We start from the raw sequence: 19,130 nt of genomic DNA, 5'->3' as shown, positions 1-19,130 counted from the left end.
AAACCGTATCGTTCGGAGGAGGAGGGTGGCAGCGATGACCGAGGTGTCCACGACACGGCGTTCACGCATCACCCCCGAGCGCGAGGCCGAGCTGTACGCGGCCGTGCTCGACCTGCTCCGGGAGGTCGGCTACGACGCCCTCACCATGGACGCCGTGGCGGCCCGCACCCGGTCCAGCAAGGCGACGCTCTACCGCCAGTGGGGCGGCAAGCCGGAGCTGGTGGTCAAGGCGATCCGGCACACCAAGCCGGGCAACGTCTCCGACATCGACACCGGGTCCCTGCGGGGCGACCTCCACACCCTCACGTCCCAGGAGGACGACTGCACCATGCAGCAGAACGCCGCGCTGATGCGCGGTCTGTTCATGGCGGTGCACAACAACCCCGACCTCCTGCAGGCGTTCAAGGAACTCCTCATCGAACCCGAGATGGCGGAGTTCCGGCGGATCGTGCAACGGGCCGTCGACCGCGGCGAGGTCCGCGCCGACAGCCCCGCGCTCGACTACGTCGTGCACATGCTCATCGGCGCGTTCGCCACGCGCACGCTGATCGACGACATGCCGCCGACGAAGGCCTTCCTCACCTCCTACATCGACGCCGTCGTCCTCCCCGCCCTCGGCGTCCCCGTCGGCTGACGGGTCCCCTCACGCAAGCCCCTTCCTGACGTAACCGCTCACGTCGTCGGGCTGATCACCCCTGCCCAGAACCAACCCACGACCTGACCGGGAGACGCCCTCGTGGCCACGTTCCTGTACAAACTCGGCCGGCTCGCCTTCAGGCGACGCCACTTCGTCGCCCTCATCTGGGTCGCGCTGCTCGCCCTCGCGGGGGTCGGCGCGGCCACCGCCCCGAGCGCGGGCAGCACGTCCTTCTCCATCCCCGGCACCGAGGCCCAGAAGGCCTTCGACCTGCTGGATGAACGTTTCCCCGGGATGAGCGCCGACGGCGCCACCGCCCGGGTCGTCTTCAAGGCCCCCGACGGCCAGAAGATGACCGACGCCGGGAACAGGACGGCCGTGAAGGACACCGTCCGGGAGCTGTCCGACGGCTCCGAGGTGGCCTCCGTCGCCGACCCGTACACCGCGAACGCCGTCAGCGAGGACGGCACGATCGCCTACGCGTCGGTGAAGTACAAGGTCTCCGGCATGGAGCTGGCGGACACCTCGCGCGAGGCACTGGAGGACGCCGCGCAGGACGCCCGTGACACGGGACTGACCGTCGAGATCGGCGGCGACGCCCTCCAGACGGCTCCCGAGACCGGGGCGACCGAGGTCATCGGCATCGCGATCGCCGCCGTCGTCCTCGTCATCACCTTCGGCTCGCTCGTCGCGGCCGGACTCCCGCTGCTCACCGCGCTGATCGGCGTCGGCATCGGCGTCTCCACGATCGGCGCCCTGGCCTCCGCGCTGGAACTCGGCTCCACCACCTCGATCCTCGCGACGATGATCGGCCTCGCCGTCGGCATCGACTACGCCCTGTTCATCGTCTCCCGCTACCGGGCCGAGCTCGCCGAGGGACGCGACCGCGAGGAGGCGGCCGGACGGGCCGTCGGCACCGCCGGCTCCGCCGTGGTCTTCGCCGGACTGACCGTCGTCATCGCCCTCGTCGGCCTGTCGGTCGTCAACATCCCCATGCTCAGCAAGATGGGCATCGCCGCCGCCGGCACCGTCGTGATCGCCGTCCTCATCGCCCTGACGATGATCCCCGCGCTGCTCGGCTACGCCGGCCGCAGGGTCCGCCCCGCCGGCGCCAAGAGCCGCTGGATGGGCGGCCGGCGTGCCGAGCGCAAGGCCGCGTCCGGCACCGCGAAGCCCAACATGGGCACCCGCTGGGCCAGCTTCGTCGTCCGCCGCCCCGTCGCCGTGCTGCTGCTCGGCGTCCTCGGACTCGGCGCGGCCGCCGTCCCCGCGACCTCCCTGGAACTCGGGCTCGGCGACGACGGCTCGCAGCCGGTGTCCACCACCCAGCGCCGCGCCTACGACCTGCTCTCCGACGGCTTCGGGCCGGGCTTCAACGGACCGCTGATGGTCGTCGTCGACGCCCGCGGCACCGACGACCCGAAGGCCGTCTTCGGCGACGTCGGCAGCACCATCGAGCGGCTGGACCACGTGGCCACCGTGACGCCGGCCGCGCCCAACAAGGCCGGTGACACCGCCACCATCACCGTCATCCCGAACGCCAAGCCGTCGTCGGTCACCACCGAGGACCTGGTGCACTCCATCCGGGACGAGGGCGCCCGCATCCAGGCCGACAGCGACGCCACCGTGCTGGTCACCGGCTCCACCGCGATGAACATCGACGTCTCGCAGAAGCTGAACGACGCCCTGCTGCCGTATCTCGCGCTGGTCGTCGGCCTGGCCTTCCTGCTGCTGATCGTGGTGTTCCGCTCGGTCCTCGTCCCGCTCAAGGCGGCCCTCGGCTTCCTGCTGAGCGTCCTCGCGGCCCTCGGCGCGGTCGTCGCCGTCTTCCAGTGGGGCTGGTTCGGGAGCCTGCTCGGCGTCGAGGAGACCGGACCGGTCATGTCGATGATGCCGATCTTCATGGTCGGGGTGGTCTTCGGTCTCGCCATGGACTACGAGGTCTTCCTCGTGACCCGGATGCGCGAGGCGTACGTCCACGGCGAGAAGCCGGGACAGGCCATCGTCACCGGCTTCCGGCACGGCGCCCGGGTCGTCACCGCCGCCGCGGTGATCATGATGGCGGTCTTCGCCGGCTTCATCGGCTCCAGCGAGTCCATGGTCAAGATGATCGGCTTCGGCCTGGCGATCGCGGTGTTCTTCGACGCCTTCGTCGTCCGCATGGCCATCGTCCCGGCGGTCCTCGCCCTGCTCGGCAAGCGGGCCTGGTGGCTGCCCAAGTGGCTGGACCGTGCCCTGCCCGACGTGGACGTGGAGGGCGAGGGCCTGCGCACCCCCGGGGACGGCAAGGACACCGACCCGGACGCGGACCGCGCGGCCGCCCTCGTGTGATCCGCGGCCGCTGAACAGGACCGGCCGGCGAGGGCTCCGTGGGGACGGGGCGCCCTCACCGGCCTCCGCCGTGCCGGTCCGGCACGCGGAACGGGCTCGCGTGGCCCGTACACACACCGCTAGCGTGCCGTGCATGACGACGACCGACAGCACCGGCTCCGGAGCCCACCCCCGGTTCGCCGACGCCCTGCGGGACCTGGGCCTCGGCGAACTGCTGCCCCGCGTCCGCCGCTTCCCGGACGCCACCCGCACCGCCGCCGAGGCCGCCGCCGCGATCGGCTGCGAACTCAGCGAGATCTGCAAGTCCCTGATCTTCGCCGCCGACGGCGTCCCCGTCCTGGTCCTCATGGACGGCGCCTCCCGCGTCGACCTCGACCGGGTGCGGGAGGAACTCGGCGCCGCGAAGGTCACCCGCGCCAAGGCCGACGTCGTCCGCGAGACCACCGGATACGCCATCGGAGGCGTGCCGCCCTTCGGGCACCGCACCCGCACCCGCGTCCTCGCCGACCGGTCGCTGCTGGAGCACGAGGTCGTGTGGGCCGCCGCCGGGAACCCGCACGCCGTCTTCCCGATCGGGCCCAAGGACCTCGTCGCCCACGCCGGCGCCGCCCTCGTGGACGTGCGCGAGCAGTGACCCCCCTGGTCACCGCCGCCGTCCTGACGGCCGCCGTCACCCACGCCGGCTGGAACGCCATCGCGCACCGCATCACCGACAAGCTGGTCGGGTTCACCCTCATCGCGGGCGGCGGCGCGCTCATCGGGACCGCCCTCATGCCCTTCGGGACGTTCCCGGCGGCGGGTGCCTGGCCGTTCCTCCTCGCCTCCGCGCTCGTCCACGTCCTGTACTACGCGCTGCTCATGACGTCGTTCCGGCTGGGGGACTTCGGGCAGGCGTACCCCATCGCCCGCGGCACCGCGCCCCTCGTGGTCGCCGTCCTCGCCGCCGTGTTCGCCCACGAGGTGCCGGACGGCTGGGCGGCCGCCGGCATCGCCCTGTCCAGCGCGGGACTGACCGGCGTCGCCCTGTGGGGACTGCGCGGCCGGCGCCCCGACTGGGCGGCGATCGGCGCCGCCCTCGCCACCGGGCTGACCATCGCCGCGTACACCCTGCTCGACGGCCTCGGCGTCCGCGCGTCGGGGTCGTCCCTCGGCTACATCGCCTGGCTGATGCTGCTCCAGGGCCTCGTGATCCCCGCGTTCACCCTGGCCCGCCGGGGCGGTTCGGCCGGGGCCGCGCTGCGGCCGTACGCGGGCCTCGGACTGCTCGGCGCGGGCCTGTCCGTCGCCGCGTACGCCCTGGTCCTGTGGGCGCAGACCCAGGCGGAACTGGCGCCGGTCGCGGCGCTGCGCGAGTCCTCCATCATCGTCGGCGCCGCCATCGGCGCCGTCTTCTTCAAGGAGCGCTTCGGGGCGCCCCGCATCGCGGCCGCGTTCCTGCTGGTCGCCGGGATCGGGCTGATGCTGCACGCGGGATGACCCGGCCGGTCCCTCAGGCCCGTCCCGCGATCCCCGACAGGTCACGGACCGTCACGCTGTTGCGGTCGGCGACCGAGCGGCCCAGCGAGTGGTGCGGCCACAGGCCCGCGGCGACGCGCCGGCTGCGCTCGCTCCATTGACGGGCCGCCAGATCGCCCGCCTTGTAGTGGTTCAGGGCGTAGCCGCCCGTGTGGACGCGGAGCAGGGTGAAGCCGCCCGGGTACTCCTTGGCCGCCGCCACCTCCTGCTGGACGACGTGCGGGGCCCGGGCCAGCACCGTGCGCTTGTTGCGGTGCGTGTGGCCCGCGTGGTGCAGGAAGACGCCCGGCGCGTCCGCGTAGGCGTCGAGGACGGCACCGGCCTGCCCGCGGTCCAGACAGTGGCCGCGGGTCACCGGGAACACCGAGTCCCGCACGGTCAGCGGATGATGCCCGAACACCAGCGTCGGCTGGTCCGGCTGCTCCCTCAACATGTGCTGCAACCAGGCCAGTTGCTCGCGGCCGAGGCCGCCGGCGTCGGAGCCGTTGCCAGCCTTGACGTAGGTGTCGAGCCCCAGGACGCGCAGCCCGCCGAGGTCGTGCGCGAAGTAGCCGGGGCCACCGCCGTCCACGAACGCGGCGGCGAACGTGTTCTGCGCCGACCGGTCGTGGTTGCCGCGCACGACGAACCAGTCCCGCCCGAGCGTGCCGAACCCGTCGAGGATCCGCCTCGCCTCCGCGAGGTCGTGCGCCGCCCCGCAGGCCGAGATGTCACCCCCGGCGAGCAGCACGTCCGCCCCGCGCCGCCGGGCCTCCTCGACCAGCGCCCGGCTCATCAGCTCCGGGTACGGCTCCCCGCCCGCCCGCTGCGGCACCCCGCGCGGCAGCGGCAGCCCGCCGACCAGCCCGGCGGTGGTCTCGCCGAGGTGCAGGTCGTTGCAGAGCGCGATGGACAGCAGATGCCGGCTGGGCGGCGGCTGCGGGGTCGTGAAGGAGTACGGGCCGCCGCGGGTGCCCAGCCCGAACGCCGAGGTGCCGACCGCGTTGCCGCGCACCAGGTGCAGCGGGGTGGGCGTGGCGGCGACCCCGCGCGAGCGGGCCCGGTAGTAGTACGTCCGCCCCGGCTCCAGACCGGTCAGCTCGACCTGGTGGTGGGCGGTGGGCCGGCCCCCGGACACCACCCGGTCCAGCCGGGACGGATGGGTGCCGTAGACGACCTCGCCCTCGGTGACGGCGGGCAGCGGGCGGCCCGCCCCGTCGTCGGTGCCGGGGACACCGGTGAACCAGGTGACGACCGCGCGGTCCTCGGTGAGCGTGACCAGTTCCAGATGGACGGCCGCCAGGTCGTCGGGGTGCCGGGCGCGCGGCCACCGGGCGGCCGTGGCCGCCGACCGCAGCAGGGCGGGCGTCAGCCGCGCCCCGGAGCGCAGCACCTCGCAGGGGCCCGGCAGCGCCGACAGGGCGGCGAGAGCCGGGAGATGGGCGGAGAGGCAGCAGCGCCCGGTGCCGGGGGTCACCTGACCCCGGGTTGCCGTACCCGTCCCGTTCAAACGCGGCCCGTCCGGGGCGAACACGGCGTCCGGAAGCGGCCCTTCGACCTCGCGCTACCCGCCCCCGCGGACCCGCCCGCGCACTACGATCGTCCCGGCGGACGGTTCACCGAGGGGGCGGACAGTGACGGCGCTGAGCGAGGGGTCGGACGCGGGGGTCGGCGACCGGGAACCCCTGCATCCCGACCGGATCAAGCACCTGGAGTTCATCCAGGCCACCATCTCGCGGCTGGGGACCAACTCGTTCCTGGTGAAGGGCTGGGCCCTCACGCTGGCCGCCGGTCTGCTCGCGCTGTCCGCGAGCCGGCTGAGCTGGCACCTCGCGGCCGTCGGCGTGGTCCCGCTGGTGTGCTTCTGGTACCTCGACTGCTTCTTCCTGCGCCAGGAACGGGCCTACCGCCGCCTGTACGACGAGGTCCGCCGGCCCGGCAGCACCGTCGAGCCGCTGTCGATGAACGTGGCCTCCCAGCTGGGCACCATGCCCTGGCGGGAGGTCTGGTTCACCCCGACCCTCCTGCTGTTCTACACACCCCTCCTCCTGGCCGACCTGGCGCTGCTCGCCCTCGCCGTCTGAGCCGGGGCTCTTCTGGCGAGCCCGTCCCTGAAGGAGCACCCTGGAAGCAGGTCTTCCGGAGGTGGTCGTGATGATGCACACCGCAGTGGGATGGCACGTCGAGATGGAGTTCATGGAGGACGACGACCAGCACACGCGGGCCGTCGCCATGGTGCGGCTCCCCGACGGCACCGAGGTACGGGCCCACGGGCACGCCAGCCGGCACCACACGGACTCCTACCAGCCCCGGGTCGGCGAGGAGATCGCCGGAGCCCGCGCGCTGAACGAGCTGGCGATGCAGATGCTCACCAAGGCGCACACCGAGATCGACTCGGCGTCCGGGCGCACCTCGCACCCGATCCACGTCTAAGAGATGTCTCCTAGGCGCCGAGAGACGTCCGCAGCGCCCGGATCAGCGCCTGCGCCCTCGGGTCCGCCGTCACCGTCTTCCGGAAGCCGTTCGTCACATAGCCGAAGGCGACCCCGGTCTCCGGGTCGGCGAAGCCGAGGGCGCCGCCGCGCCCGGGGTGCCCGAACGAGCCGGGGCCGAGCAGCGGCGACGCGGTTCCGTGCAGCATGTACCCCAGTCCGAACCGGGTGTTGACGACGAGGACGCGGTCCGGGCCCGAGGACTCCTCGGCGCGGGCCAGCTCCACGGTCGCCGGGTCGAGGATCCGTAGCCCGTCGACCTCGCCGATCAGGGCCGCGTAGAAACGGGCCAGTCCGTCGGCCGTCGCGACACCGTTCGTCGCCGGGAGGGCGGCGGCGCGGTACGCCGGGTCGTTCTGGTCGGGGAACGGGCTGATCGCGGCGAACGCGCGGCGCGTCAGCGAGTCCGGGTCCTCGTAGGCGGCCGTCACCGACCGCTTCGGCCGGGCCCGCAGTGCGCCCGACGGCTCCGGACCGTCCACGCGCCCGGTGCGGCCGGCCCGGCCGGCCACCTCCTGAGGCAGCCCCAGCCACAGATCGAGCCCCAGCGGGCCCGCCACCTCCTCGGCGAGCCATTCGCCGACCCAGCGGCCCGTGACCCGCCGCACCAGCCCGTCCAGCAGCCAGCCGTACGTCAGCGCGTGATAGCCGTGATCGGTGCCGGGCTCCCACACAGGCGCCTGCGCGGCCACCGCCGCCGGGCCGCGCTCGGGGTCCAGCGCCTCCCCGGGGGTGAGCGGCACGTCCAGGACCGGCAGCCCGGCGCGATGCCCGAGCACATGCCGGACCAGCAGCCGCTCCTTGCCGTGCGCCTTGAACTCCGGCCAGTACGCCGCGACCGGCGCGTCCAGGTCCAGTTCCCCGCGTTGGTGCAGCAGCAGGGCCACGGCGGCGGCGACACCCTTGGTCGCCGAGCGCACGACCTGCGCGGTGCCGCGCTGCCAGGGCTCGGTGCCGTCGACGTCCCGGGTGCCGGCCCACAGGTCGACGACCCGCTGCCCGTCGCGGTACACGGCGACGGCGGCGCCGCGCTCGCCGAGCCCGGTGAAGTTCCGTGCGAACGCTTCCCTGACCGGCTCGAAGCCCTCGGCGACCGTGCCGTTCACATCCACGTCCGTGCTCCCTCGACCCACACCCGGCGCCCTCGTGGCGCCTGCGGTGTCCAGTCCAACATGGGTGCGCCACCTTCGATTCCGAAGTGTGGCCGACGTCTCGCGCGCGAGGCCGGCGGTCAGGCGCCCGTGGGCACCGAGCGCGGGTCGAAGCCGTAGGGCAGCTCCAGCCGGTGCGCGCTCATCAGCGCGTCGTCGGCGAGGAGTTCACGGGTCGGGCCGTCCGCCGCGATCACGCCCTCGCTCAGGATCAGCGAGCGGGGGCACAGCTCCAGCGCGTACGGCAGGTCGTGGGTGACCATGAGGACGGTGACGTCCAGGGAGCGCAGGATGTCGGCGAGTTCACGGCGGGAGGCCGGGTCGAGGTTGGAGGACGGCTCGTCCAGGACGAGGATCTCCGGTTCCATCGCGAGCACGGTGGCGACCGCGACCCGGCGCCGCTGCCCGAACGACAGATGGTGCGGCGGGCGGTCCTTGAACTCCGCCATGCCGACCAGCTCCAGCGCCCGGTCGACGCGCGCCTCCAGCTCGGGTCCCTTGAGCCCGGCCGCGGCCGGCCCGAACGCCACGTCCTCGCGGACCGTCGGCATGAACAGCTGGTCGTCCGGGTCCTGGAACACGATGCCGACCCGGCGCCGGATCTCCGCCATGTGCTCCCGGCCCACGGGCAGCCCGGCGACCCGCACGGTGCCGGTGCCGCCGCTCAGGATGCCGTTGAGGTGCAGGACGAGGGTCGTCTTGCCGGCGCCGTTCGGGCCGAGCAGCGCGACCCGTTCGCCGCGCGCGATGGAGAAGTCCACGCCGAACAGGGCCTGATGCCCGTCGGGGTAGGCGAAGGCGAGGCCGGAGACCTCGAGGGAAGCGGTCACAGGGTCCATCCCAGCAGACAGACGACGAGGGCGGAAAGCGGCAGCGTCAGGGCGTACGTCCACTGGGCGCGGGACGCGGTGACCTCGTCGATCACCGGCATCGTCCCGGCGTACCCGCGGCTGACCATGGCCAGGTGCACCCGCTCGCCGCGCTCGTAGGAGCGGATGAACAGGGCGCCCGCGGACTTCGCGAGCACGCCCCAGTGCCGTACGCCCTTCGCCTCGAAGCCGCGGGACTCGCGGGCGATGCGCATGCGCCGCATCTCGTCGGCGATGACATCGCCGTAGCGGACCATGAAGGACGCGATCTGCACGAGCAGCGGGGGGAGCTTGAGGCGCTGCAGGCCGAGCAGCAGCTCGCGCAGCTCGGTGGTGGAGGCCAGCAGCACCGAGGCGGCGACCCCGAGGGTGCCCTTGGCCAGCACGTTCCAGGCGCCCCACAGACCGCCGACGCTCAGCGACAGCCCCAGCACCTCGACGCGCTCGCCCTCCGCCACGAACGGCATGAGGACGGCGAACGCGACGAACGGCACCTCGATCAGCAGCCGCTTCAGCAGGAACCGGGCGGGCACGCGCGCGGTGCGGGCGACGGCCGCGAGCAGCACCGCGTACAGGCCGAACGCCCACATCGCCTCACGCGGCGTGGAGACCACGACGACGACGAACGCGAACGTGGCGGCCAGCTTGGTGTGCGGCGGCAGTCCGTGCACGGGCGAGTGCCCGTGCCGGTAGAGCCGGTGCGCGTGCCCCGCTCCCATCTCAGGCGCCGCCCGTGCTCGCCGGGGAGACGTCGGCGGGATGGGCCGTACGGCGGCGGCGCACGGCCCAGAAGACCGCGCTGCCCGCGACGACGGTGACGCCGACACCGATCACGCCCGCGAGACCGCCGGACAGCCGGGCGTCGGTGACGTCCTTGACGCCGTAGTCGGCGAGCGGGGAGTCGGCGGCGGCGTGGTCCTCGGCCTTCTTGTCGATGCCGTGGTCGGCGGCGACCTTCTCCAGGCCGTCCGGGTTCGCGGAGGCGTAGAAGCTGACGAAGCCGGCGAGGACGAGGGAGGTGACCAGGCCCACGGCCCACACCCTGCGGGGGGAGCGGGCGGCGACCGGGGCGGGCTCGGCGGCGGGCGCGTCGACCAGCTCGCCGTTCACCCGCAGACTCAGCCGCTGCCGCAGGTCACGGGCGCCGTACACGAGGTCGGGGCGGACGGCGACGACGGCGCCGACGGTCAGCGCGGTGATCGCGGCCTCGCCGAGGCCGATCAGGACGTGCACGCCGACCATCGCGGTGGCGACCTTGCCGAGGGAGACGTCGGTGGTGCCGCCGACCGCGTACATCAGGGTGAACGCGAGCGCCGCGGCCGGGACGGACAGCAGCGCGGCGGCGAAGGAGGCGACGGTGATCGAGCGGCGGCCGCGGGGGAGCACCTTCACCAGCAGCCGGAAGACGGCGTAGGCGACGACGGTCGTCACGATCGCCATGTTGGTGATGTTCACGCCGAGCGCGGTCAGGCCGCCGTCGGCGAACAGGATGCCCTGCATGAGCAGGACCACCGACACGCACAACACACCCGTGTAGGGCCCGACGAGGATCGCCGCGAGGGCGCCGCCGAGGAGGTGGCCGCTGGTGCCGGCCGCGACGGGGAAGTTGAGCATCTGGACGGCGAAGATGAACGCCGCGACGAGTCCGGCCAGCGGGGCGGTGCGTTCGTCGAGTTCGCGCCGGGCGCCGCGCAGGCTCACGGCGACCGCGGCCGCGGCGACCACTCCGGTCACGGCGGAGGTGGGGGCGTCTATGAATCCGTCAGGTACGTGCACCGTTCGATGATAGTGGCTTAATGCGAACGGGTTGCAAGAGCGAGGTGCTGCTCATTGCGACCGCCGTCGCCATGGACGGCCGCGCGGCATGATTCCGCCCACATCTGAGCCCGATCCGGCTACGACGAGCGGAATCGGGAAGATGTGCGACATTGGAGAAGGAGCGCAGGCACAGCCTTCGCACAGGTCACGCGTCAGGTCACGCGGGTTAGGGGCCGTCCGATGTCCGTAGTCGAGCAGTACGCACGAGCCCACATCGTCACCGACGCGGACGCCTTGGCCGCGGAACAGGACGCGGTTCCCGTGGTCCTGCGCTACGACCCCGACACCGATCCGCGCGTCGTCCACATCCGGCTGCCCGGAGGCGACACCCACGACTGGACGTGCTCACGCACCCTGCTGGAGCAGGGGCTGCGCTCACCCGCCGGCAGCGGCGAGATCCGGGTGTGGCCCTGCGGTCGGGTGCAGGCCGTGGTCGAGTTCCACTCCCCGCAGGGCGTCTCCGTCGTCCAGTTCGAGACGAAGGCGCTGATGCGGTTCCTGCGGCGGACCTATCTGGCCGCCACGGAACCCGTGCACAGCTGAGCCTCAGCCACCGGCCTTCAGCAGCGCCGCCACGATCGGGCCGGCCGTCGAACCGCCGTGCCCGGCCGCCTGCACGACGCCCGCCGCCGCCAGGTCGCCGCGGTAGGCGGTGAACCAGCCGTTGGGCTTCTTCTGGTTGTCGACCTCGGCCGAACCCGTCTTCGCGCCGACGTCACCGCCGACCCCCGCCATCGCCTCGGCCGCCGTGCCGTACCGGGCCGTGTACCCCATCAGATCGCGCAGCTGCGCGAGCGTCGACGCGGACATCGCCCGGGACGCCTTCGCGAGCGTCCGCCCGTCCACCTCGGGGGAGACCAGGTAGGGCTGCTTGAAGGTGCCCTCCTTCACGGTCGCCGACACCGACGCCATGTTCAGCGGGTTCATCCGCACCCCGCCCTGCCCGATCAGCTCGGCCGCCATCTGCGCCTGCGACTGCACCGGGACGGCACCGTCGAAGGTGGGCACGCCCACCGACCAGTTGTCGAGGGAGAGACCGAAGACCTGCTGCGCCTGCTTGGTCAGACTGTCGTCGTCCAGCTTCGGCGCCTGGCTGATGAAGGCCGTGTTGCAGGACCGGGCGAAGCTCGCCTTGAACGTCCCGCCCTTGATCTCGAACTTGTCGTCGTTCTGGAACTTCCAGTGCCCGTAGGTGAAGTACTTCGGGCAGGGGTGCTGCTTGTCCGCCGACGCCAGGCCCTTCTCGATCAGCAGCGAGGAGGTGACCACCTTCATCGTGGAGCCGGGGGCCAGCGAACCCTGGAACGCGGTGTTGAAGCCGTGTGAGGAGTTCGCCACCGCCAGGATCTCGCCCGTGGAGGGGCGCAGCACGACCACCGACGCCTTCTCCTTCGCGGCGACCTGCTGCTCGGCGAGCGCCTGGAGCGCCGGGCTCAGCGTCGTCTTCACCGTGCCCGGCGTGCCCTTGCTCAGCTCCAGCAGGGTGGTGTCGGACAGCTCCGCCTTCTGGGACTCCTTGCCCCGGACCACCTGGAGTTCGACGCCCGCCGTGCCGCCGGCCTTGTCGCCGTACTTCTCGCGCAGCCCGTCCAGGACCGAGCCCAGCGACGGGTAGGTCTTCACGGTCAGCTCGCCGCCGTCGCGGTCGAGCGCTTTCACCGGCGGTGTGCCGGACGCGCCGGTGACGAGCCGGTCGCCGTCCTTCAGCTCCGGGTGCACGACCGCCGCGTGCCACTTGACCAGCGGCTCGCCGTCCTCGGCCCGCCGGGTGACGGTGAGGGCGCTGTCGTATGTGAGGGGCTTGCTGGTGCCCTTGTAGCTGACGGTGCCCTTCACCGAGAAGGGGACCTTGTCGCCGGAGCGGGGGCCCGCCGTGAGGGTGACGTCCTTGATGTGGGCGTCCTTGGAGTAGCCGGTGAGCAGGGCCTTCGCGGCGGCGCTGTCGTCGGTGGCGGCGGCCGCCTCGGCCACCTTCCCCTTCTGCCAGGCCGTGAGGAACGCCTCGGCGGCCGTGGTGACCTCCTTGCCGGACAGCGGGCCCGACTTGACCTTCTTGGCCCGCTCGGCGGACGACGACTGCGTGTCGGCCGCCGCTCCACCGCCGTACAGGGCGTAGACGCCGAACCCGGCGCCACCGATGACGACGGCGATCATCCCGCCGAGCACGGCGGGGTTGGTCTTCCGCCGCTCGGCGACGCGCTTTCTTCTGCCCACTGCTTTCCGTTCCCTCGCGAATCCCAGGGGTCCCCGGCGCCCCGCTGCCCTCACGCACAACGACGACGACAGCCTAGAGTCCCCGGGCGCCGAGGGTGAGGTCAGCCTGCCGCTCGTAGCACGGCTGCGACAATCGGACCGGCCGCGTCGCCGCCGTGTCCGCCCTGCTGGACCAGCGCGGACGCCGCCACGTCGTCGCGGAACGCCGCGAACCAGCTGTCCGAGGTGGCCTCCCCGTCGACCTCGGCCGAACCGGTCTTCGCGCCGATGTCGCCGCCCAGCCCGCGCATCGCCGCAGCGCCGGTGCCCTGCGTCGCGGTCAGCCGCATCATCTGCCGGACCTGGTTCGCGGTGCCCGGCCGCAGCCCGGACGCGGTCGCGAACTCGCGGTCGTCGAGCGTGCGCGGCACCAGGTAGGGCTGGCGGAACGTGCCGGTGATCGCGGTCGCCGTCACCGACGCCATGGTCAGCGGGTTCATCTGGACCGTGCCCTGCCCGATCGCGTTGGCCGCGCGGTCCGGGCCGCCGGAGGCGGGCACGCTGCCGTCGAAGGAGCTGATGCCGGTCCGCCAGTCGCGGCCGATCCCGAACCGCTGCTCGGCCTCCGCCGTCAGCGAGGAGTCCGTGACCCCGTCGCGGCCGACCAGCTTGATGAAGGCCGTGTTGCAGGACCGGGTGAAGGCGGCCGAAAGAGTGGCGCCGGGGCCCTCGTCGGGCCGCATGCCCTTCAGGTTCTTGAAGGTCTGGCTCTGCCAGACCGCCGTGTCCGGGCACGGCGCCGGGCCGTTCATCGTGGCCAGGCCGTTGTCGATGAGCATGGCCGAGGTGAGGATCTTCATCGTGGAACCGGGGGCGACCTGCCCCTGGAACGCCGCGTTGAAGGCGTCCTCACGGTGGTTGGCCACGGCGAGGATCTCGCCGCTGCTCGGCTTGAGGGCGACGACCGAGGACTGCCCGTACTTCTCGACGGCCTTCTCGGCGGCGGCCTGGACGCTCGCGCTGAGCGTGGTGCGCAGCTTGCCGGGTCTGCCCTCGGAGAGGGTCAGCAGCGAGGTGTCCGGGGCCTCGGTGACGGTGTGCCGGATCGACAGCTCCACACCGGGCTCGCCGCCCGCCTTGTCGCCGTAGCGCTCGCGCAGGGTGTCCAGGACCGGGCCGAGCGAGGGGTACTTGTCCTTCGTCAGCACGGTGCCGTCGCGGTCGACGGCCTGGATGGGCGGGCTCGCGGCCTCGCCGGTGACCAGGGTGTCGCCCTTGCGCAGGTCCGGGTGGACCACGGACGGCTCCCAGTCGACCAGCGCCTCGCCGGTGCTCACCCCGCGGACCACGGTGAGCCGGCTCTCGTAGCGCAGCGGCGCGGACTTCCCGCCGTACGACACCTTCGCGTCCACCGTGAACGGCACGGTGGTGCCCTTGGCCTTGCCCGGCGTGATCTTCACCTCGCCGATGTGCGCGCCCTTGCCGAAGGCGCGCAGGAGAACGCCGGCGGCCGCGTCGTTGTTGGTCCGCGCGGCGGCCTGCTCGGCCTTGCCCTTCTCCCAGGCCCCGAAGAACGCCTCGGTGGTCTCCGCGACCTCCTCGGCATCCGGCGGCCCGGACCGCGCGGCCCCTCCGGCGCCGGTGGCGCCGCCCCCGTCCAGCGCCGACACGATGTTGTAGGCGCCGTACCCGGCCCCGCCCACCATCAGGGCGAACACCCCACCCACAACGGCGACTTTGACCCCCTTGGCCATGATCCCCTCCCCGTTCCATCCCCCCGGCACCTTAAGTGGCGTGGGGGAGAACCGTGGAAGGTGTTTTCTTTTGTGACCGACGACTACCGAACATGTGACCGAAGGTCGACGGGGCGAAGAGGGCCTACACCCACGTATCCAGCCACATCCGCGACCGCCACTCGTCGATCGGGATCGACTGGCCGGTGTGGATGGGCCAGAAGTAGATGAAGTTCCAGGCGATCAGGAGGACCAGGACGCCCGCCGCCGTCGCGCCGATGACGCGGCGGGTGTCGCCGGAGCGGGGTGGGCCGATGATCGCGCCCAGGAGCATCGCCACGGCCAGGCAGAGGAAGGGGAGGAAGACGATGGCGTAGAAGAAGAAGATGGTGCGTTCCTGGTACAGGAACCAGGGGAGGTACCCGGCCGCGACGCCGCAGGCGATGGCGCCGGCCCGCCAGTCGCGGCGCAGCAGCCAGCGCCACAGGACGTACAGGACGGCCACGGCCGCGGCCCACCACAGCACGGGTGTGCCGATCGCCAGGACCTCGCGGGCGCACTTGCCGCCCGCGTCGGAGGGGCAGCCGTCCTGGCCGGGCAGCGGGGACTCGTAGAAGAAGGAGACGGGACGGCCGTCGACGATCCAGCTCCACGGGTTGGACTGGTAGGTGTGCGGCGAGGACAGGCCGACGTGGAAGTCGTACACCTGGTTCTCGTAGTGCCACAGGCTCAGCCACCAGTCGGGGAACAGCCAGGACCAGTCGCTGGTGCGTCCGTTGGCGGTCGCCCAGTCGCGGTAGTAGCCGCCCTTGCCGTTCGTGGGGGAGAGGATCCAGCCGGTCCAGGAGACCAGGTAGGTGACGATCGCCACCGGGACCGTCGCCAGGAAGGCCAGGCCCAGGTCGTGGCGGGCCACGGCTTTGTACGGGCGGCCGGCGCCGGCGACGCGGCGGGCGCCGATGTCCCACAGCACGGTCATCAGGCCGAACGCGGCCAGGAAGTACAGGCCGTTCCACTTGGTGCCGATGGCCAGGCCCAGCAGCAGGCCGGCCAGCCAGCGGTAGGGGCGCAGCCCGAGATGGAGGGTCTCGGCGATGTGCGCGTCCGGACGGGCCCGCCCGTCGGCGTCCACCGGCAGCGCGGCCGCCAGCTTGGCGCGCGCCCGGTCCCGGTCGATGATCAGGCAGCCGAACGCCCCCAGCACGAAGAACATCAGCACCCCGTCCAGCAGCGAGGTGCGGGCCATCACGAACGCCAGCCCGTCCACGGCCATCAGCGCGCCCGCGACACAGCCGAGGAACGTCGAGCGGAAGATGCGGCGGCCGATGCGGCACAGCATCAGCACCGACAGCGTGCCGAGCAGCGCCGTCATGAAGCGCCAGCCGAACGGGTTGAACCCGAACATCAGCTCGCCCAGCCCGATGACGTACTTGCCCACCGGCGGGTGCACGACGTACGCCGCGTCCGTCGGGATCGGCACCTTGTCGGCCAGGTCCAGGACGGACTTGTTGGCGTTCTTGTCCCAGCTGACCTCGAAACCGCGGTGGATCAGCGCCCAGGCGTCCTTGGCGTAGTACGTCTCGTCGAATATCACCGCCTTCGGGCTGCCCAGGTGCCAGAAGCGCAGCACGCCCGCCAGCAGCGTCACCAGCAGCGGCCCGCCCCACGCGGACCAGCGTGTGATCCGGCCGGCGAGCGGCCCCGGGACGCCGAGGAACTGCCACATCCGCGGGCTGGGCGCCACGTACGGCGGCACGAGCTGGTCGCGTACGTCGCCGCCGGGCGCGGCGGAGTAGCCGAATCGGCGCAGCCGCTGCTGCCACGACGGCCGCTGCTCGTGCGATGCCTGGCCCTGCCGGGTGTCCGTGGAGGACGCGGTACTGGTCACCGCGCCATCGTAGGGAACACGTCTGTGACAGTCGCGCGGATGCGCCCTGCGAGACTGGAAACGTGACAGGAACCCTTGTACTGGCAGGCACCCCCATCGGCGACGTCCAGGACGCGCCGCCCCGGCTCGCACAGGAGCTGGCCGGCGCGGACGTGGTCGCCGCCGAGGACACCCGGCGCCTGAAGCGCCTCACCCAGGCGCTCGGGGTGCAGCCGTCGGGGCGGATCGTGTCGTACTTCGAGGGCAACGAGTCCGCGCGCACCCCCGAGCTGGTCGAGGCGCTGCTGGAGGGCTCGCGGGTGCTGCTGGTGACCGACGCGGGCATGCCGTCCGTGTCGGACCCGGGGTACCGGCTGGTCGCGGCGGCGGTGGAGAAGGACATCAAGGTCACCGCGGTGCCCGGCCCGTCCGCCGTGCTGACCGCGCTCGCCCTGTCCGGGCTGCCCGTGGACCGGTTCTGCTTCGAGGGGTTCCTGCCGCGCAAGGCGGGCGAGCGGCGCTCGCGGCTGGCCGAGGTCGAGCGGGAGCGCCGCACCCTCGTCTACTTCGAGGCCCCGCACCGGCTCGACGACACCCTCGCCGCGATGGCCGAGGTGTTCGGCCCCGAGCGGCGGGCCGCGGTGTGCCGGGAGCTGACGAAGACGTACGAGGAGGTCAGGCGGGGCGGGCTCGGGGAGCTCGCGGAGTGGGCCGCCGAGGGCGTGCGCGGGGAGATCACCGTCGTCGTGGAGGGGGCCCCGGACAAGGGCGCCGAGGAGGTCGACGCGGCCGAGCTGGTGCGCCGGGTCCGTATCCGCGAGGAGGCCGGTGAGCGGCGCAAGGAGGCGATCGCGGCGGTGGCCGCCGAGGCCGGGCTGCCCAAGCGGGAGGTCTTCGACGCCGTCGTGGCGGCCAAGAAGGCGGAGGCGTGAAGACGGTGTGAGCAGGGCGTATGCGCGGATGCGCGGGCGCCCCATGCCGGGGTAAAGCGACTCGGGCGTTTCTGCAAGGAACGGCCAATTCGCCGCCAACACTGGACAGATCGCGTGCGCTCGCATCCGCCGGGGAGTCCACTGGGTCGTGGGACGCCGACCCGTCCCAGCCCAGCGGACCCCAGGAGCCGGCATGAGTGAGAGCGCACAGATCCCGGGCCTTCACGGCGCCGCGACCGCCGTCGTCCACGAGTCGTACTCGTTCGCGTGCATGCGCTGCGGGCACGGCTGGGAGCAGTCGTACGCGATAGAGCACCACCACGACGGGGACGGGCAGGAGTTCGTCCGGTACGTGGCCGACGGCCGGGTCGTGCCGTCGCCGCTGAGCCGGCCCGCCTGCCAGAACTGCGACGGGCACGTGGTGCGGATCATGCGCGCCGGGCGGGTGTCGTCCGCGCAGAACTCCCTGCGCGGCCCCGGCCCCGCCCCCTCGCCGGCCGTCCCCGCGCAGTCGGGCGGGTCGCCGCACCACTGGCAGCTCTCCGACCTCCTGCACGTCTTTCACCGCAAGGCCGGCTGACCCGGCGCCCGGCCGGCCCGGCGGGCCCCTTCCGTAGGATCGGGGCATGCCTTCGAACGCCGCCGACAAGCACGCCGCCCCGCCCGCCCCGGAACCGCTGCGGGTGCCGGTCGCCGACTCGCACACCCACCTCGACATGCAGTCCGGCAGCGTGGAGGACGCCCTGGCGAAGGCCGCCTCCGTCGGGGTGACCACCGTCGTGCAGGTGGGCTGCGACGTCCGCGGCTCGCGGTGGGCGGCCGAGACGGCGGCGGCGTACGACGCCGTGCACGCCACCGTCGCCCTGCACCCCAACGAGGCGCCCCGGATCGTGCACGGGGACCCCGACGGCTGGTCCCGGCAGGGCGCGCGCGAGGCCGGCGGCACGGAGGCCCTCGACGAGGCGCTCGCCGAGATCGACCGGCTCGCCGCGCTCCCGCACGTCAAGGGCGTCGGCGAGACCGGCCTCGACCACTTCCGCACCGGCCCCGAGGGCGTCCGGGCGCAGGAGACGTCGTTCCGCGCCCACATCGAGATCGCCAAGCGGCACGGCAAGACCCTCGTCATCCACGACCGCGACGCCCACGACGACGTCCTGCGCATCCTCAAGGAGGAGGGCGCCCCCGAGCGGACCGTCTTCCACTGCTACTCCGGCGACGCCGAGATGGCCCGGGTGTGCGCCCGCGCCGGGTACTACATGTCCTTCGCCGGCAACGTCACCTTCAAGAACGCGCAGAACCTGCGGGACGCCGTCGCGGTGGCCCCGCTGGAGCTGCTCCTGGTGGAGACCGACGCGCCCTTCCTCACCCCGGCCCCGTACCGCGGACGGCCCAACGCGCCGTATCTCATTCCGATCACGGTCCGGGCCATGGCCGAGGTGCGCGGCATCGACGAGGACACGCTGGCCGCGGCCCTGGGATCGAACACCGCACGGGCCTTCTCCTACCCGAACTGACACCCGCCCGACGGCCCTCCCGGCTCCCAACGCCCGTAAAAACTACGGTGCGTAGCCGCGTCGCCTTGGTGACCGCCCGGCGCTCCGCTAGGTTCTGGT

At 72.7% G+C, this 19,130-nt stretch carries 18 protein-coding genes; 10 read left to right on the top strand and 8 right to left on the bottom strand.

From position 1 onward, the window contains the following. The first annotated feature begins 34 nt into the window (after window positions 1-34). The 4 genes from F8R89_RS15120 (at window position 35) to F8R89_RS15105 (ending at window position 4,444) form a co-directional block, all read left to right on the top strand. Window positions 35-634 (top strand): TetR/AcrR family transcriptional regulator, encoded by a 600-nt coding sequence (locus F8R89_RS15120; RefSeq protein ID WP_151784479.1) that lies wholly within the window; start codon window positions 35-37, stop codon window positions 632-634. Window positions 635-736: 102 nt separating this feature from the next. After that, on the top strand, window positions 737-2,968 hold the full coding sequence (locus F8R89_RS15115) for an MMPL family transporter (protein WP_151784478.1): 2,232 nt from the start codon (window positions 737-739) through the stop codon (window positions 2,966-2,968). A gap of 133 nt (window positions 2,969-3,101) precedes the next feature. Further along, on the top strand, window positions 3,102-3,602 hold the full coding sequence (locus tag F8R89_RS15110; protein ID WP_151784477.1) for a YbaK/EbsC family protein: 501 nt from the start codon (window positions 3,102-3,104) through the stop codon (window positions 3,600-3,602). Then, on the top strand, window positions 3,599-4,444 hold the full coding sequence (locus F8R89_RS15105) for an EamA family transporter (RefSeq protein ID WP_151784476.1): 846 nt from the start codon (window positions 3,599-3,601) through the stop codon (window positions 4,442-4,444). The genes F8R89_RS15110 and F8R89_RS15105 overlap by 4 nt, the downstream gene beginning before the upstream one ends. Before the next feature lie 13 nt (window positions 4,445-4,457). Here the strand turns inward: F8R89_RS15105 and F8R89_RS15100 are convergent, their stop codons facing one another. Further along, on the bottom strand, window positions 4,458-5,939 hold the full coding sequence (locus F8R89_RS15100) for a purple acid phosphatase family protein (RefSeq protein WP_225994397.1): 1,482 nt from the start codon (window positions 5,937-5,939) through the stop codon (window positions 4,458-4,460). Between the two features lie 157 nt (window positions 5,940-6,096). On the opposite strand from F8R89_RS15100, the gene F8R89_RS15095 reads away from it, so the two are divergent. Together F8R89_RS15095 and F8R89_RS15090 are read left to right on the top strand one after the other, a co-directional pair. Further along, window positions 6,097-6,546 carry a hypothetical protein gene (locus F8R89_RS15095; RefSeq protein WP_151784475.1) on the top strand — a complete coding sequence of 150 codons (450 nt, stop codon included), beginning with the start codon at window positions 6,097-6,099 and terminating at the stop codon, window positions 6,544-6,546. Between the two features lie 70 nt (window positions 6,547-6,616). Next, complete coding sequence (locus F8R89_RS15090; protein ID WP_151784474.1) at window positions 6,617-6,895, top strand: DUF1876 domain-containing protein; 279 nt, start codon at window positions 6,617-6,619, stop codon at window positions 6,893-6,895. 10 nt (window positions 6,896-6,905) lie between these two features. On the opposite strand, the gene F8R89_RS15085 is transcribed toward F8R89_RS15090, so the two are convergent. The 4 genes from F8R89_RS15085 to F8R89_RS15070 form a co-directional block, all read right to left on the bottom strand. Then, on the bottom strand, window positions 6,906-8,066 hold the full coding sequence (locus F8R89_RS15085; RefSeq protein ID WP_151784473.1) for a serine hydrolase domain-containing protein: 1,161 nt from the start codon (window positions 8,064-8,066) through the stop codon (window positions 6,906-6,908). Between the two features lie 119 nt (window positions 8,067-8,185). After that, window positions 8,186-8,944, bottom strand: a complete 759-nt coding sequence (locus F8R89_RS15080) for an energy-coupling factor ABC transporter ATP-binding protein (RefSeq protein ID WP_151784472.1) — start codon at window positions 8,942-8,944, stop codon at window positions 8,186-8,188. Next, the gene (gene cbiQ / locus F8R89_RS15075; protein ID WP_151784471.1) at window positions 8,932-9,693 is read right to left on the bottom strand and encodes a cobalt ECF transporter T component CbiQ; all 762 of its coding nucleotides are present in this window, start codon (window positions 9,691-9,693) and stop codon (window positions 8,932-8,934) included. The genes F8R89_RS15080 and cbiQ overlap by 13 nt, the downstream gene beginning before the upstream one ends. A 1-nt stretch (window position 9,694) precedes the next feature. Continuing rightward, a complete protein-coding gene (locus tag F8R89_RS15070; protein WP_151784470.1) occupies window positions 9,695-10,750 on the bottom strand; it encodes an energy-coupling factor ABC transporter permease in 1,056 nt (351 codons plus the stop codon). Between the two features lie 222 nt (window positions 10,751-10,972). Here F8R89_RS15070 and F8R89_RS15065 point away from each other — a divergent pair, with 222 nt between their 5' ends. Further along, window positions 10,973-11,335: an SsgA family sporulation/cell division regulator gene (locus F8R89_RS15065; protein WP_151784469.1), complete on the top strand. Its 363-nt coding sequence runs from the start codon at window positions 10,973-10,975 to the stop codon at window positions 11,333-11,335. Window positions 11,336-11,338: 3 nt separating this feature from the next. Here the strand turns inward: F8R89_RS15065 and F8R89_RS15060 are convergent, their stop codons facing one another. The 3 genes from F8R89_RS15060 to F8R89_RS15050 all read right to left on the bottom strand — a co-directional run bounded on the left by F8R89_RS15060 (window position 11,339) and on the right by F8R89_RS15050 (window position 16,606). Continuing rightward, window positions 11,339-13,006, bottom strand: coding sequence for a penicillin-binding transpeptidase domain-containing protein (locus F8R89_RS15060; RefSeq protein WP_151784468.1), 1,668 nt, complete (start codon window positions 13,004-13,006; stop codon window positions 11,339-11,341). Window positions 13,007-13,107: 101 nt separating this feature from the next. After that, window positions 13,108-14,739: a penicillin-binding transpeptidase domain-containing protein gene (locus F8R89_RS15055; protein ID WP_151784467.1), complete on the bottom strand. Its 1,632-nt coding sequence runs from the start codon at window positions 14,737-14,739 to the stop codon at window positions 13,108-13,110. A gap of 124 nt (window positions 14,740-14,863) precedes the next feature. Continuing rightward, window positions 14,864-16,606 (bottom strand): dolichyl-phosphate-mannose--protein mannosyltransferase, encoded by a 1,743-nt coding sequence (locus F8R89_RS15050; protein WP_151784466.1) that lies wholly within the window; start codon window positions 16,604-16,606, stop codon window positions 14,864-14,866. Window positions 16,607-16,668: 62 nt separating this feature from the next. Here F8R89_RS15050 and rsmI point away from each other — a divergent pair, with 62 nt between their 5' ends. The 3 genes from rsmI to F8R89_RS15035 all read left to right on the top strand — a co-directional run bounded on the left by rsmI (window position 16,669) and on the right by F8R89_RS15035 (window position 19,031). Beyond that, window positions 16,669-17,517 carry a 16S rRNA (cytidine(1402)-2'-O)-methyltransferase gene (gene rsmI / locus F8R89_RS15045; RefSeq protein WP_151784465.1) on the top strand — a complete coding sequence of 283 codons (849 nt, stop codon included), beginning with the start codon at window positions 16,669-16,671 and terminating at the stop codon, window positions 17,515-17,517. Window positions 17,518-17,710: 193 nt separating this feature from the next. Then, window positions 17,711-18,097 (top strand): hypothetical protein, encoded by a 387-nt coding sequence (locus F8R89_RS15040; RefSeq protein ID WP_151784464.1) that lies wholly within the window; start codon window positions 17,711-17,713, stop codon window positions 18,095-18,097. Between the two features lie 46 nt (window positions 18,098-18,143). Then, window positions 18,144-19,031, top strand: a complete 888-nt coding sequence (locus F8R89_RS15035) for a TatD family hydrolase (RefSeq protein ID WP_151784463.1) — start codon at window positions 18,144-18,146, stop codon at window positions 19,029-19,031. Window positions 19,032-19,130: the final 99 nt, after the last annotated feature.

Origin of the sequence: Streptomyces sp. SS1-1 (assembly GCF_008973465.1) — a bacterium.
GTDB lineage: Bacteria > Actinomycetota > Actinomycetes > Streptomycetales > Streptomycetaceae > Streptomyces.
This window is presented reverse-complemented; position numbering and strand designations above follow the sequence as displayed.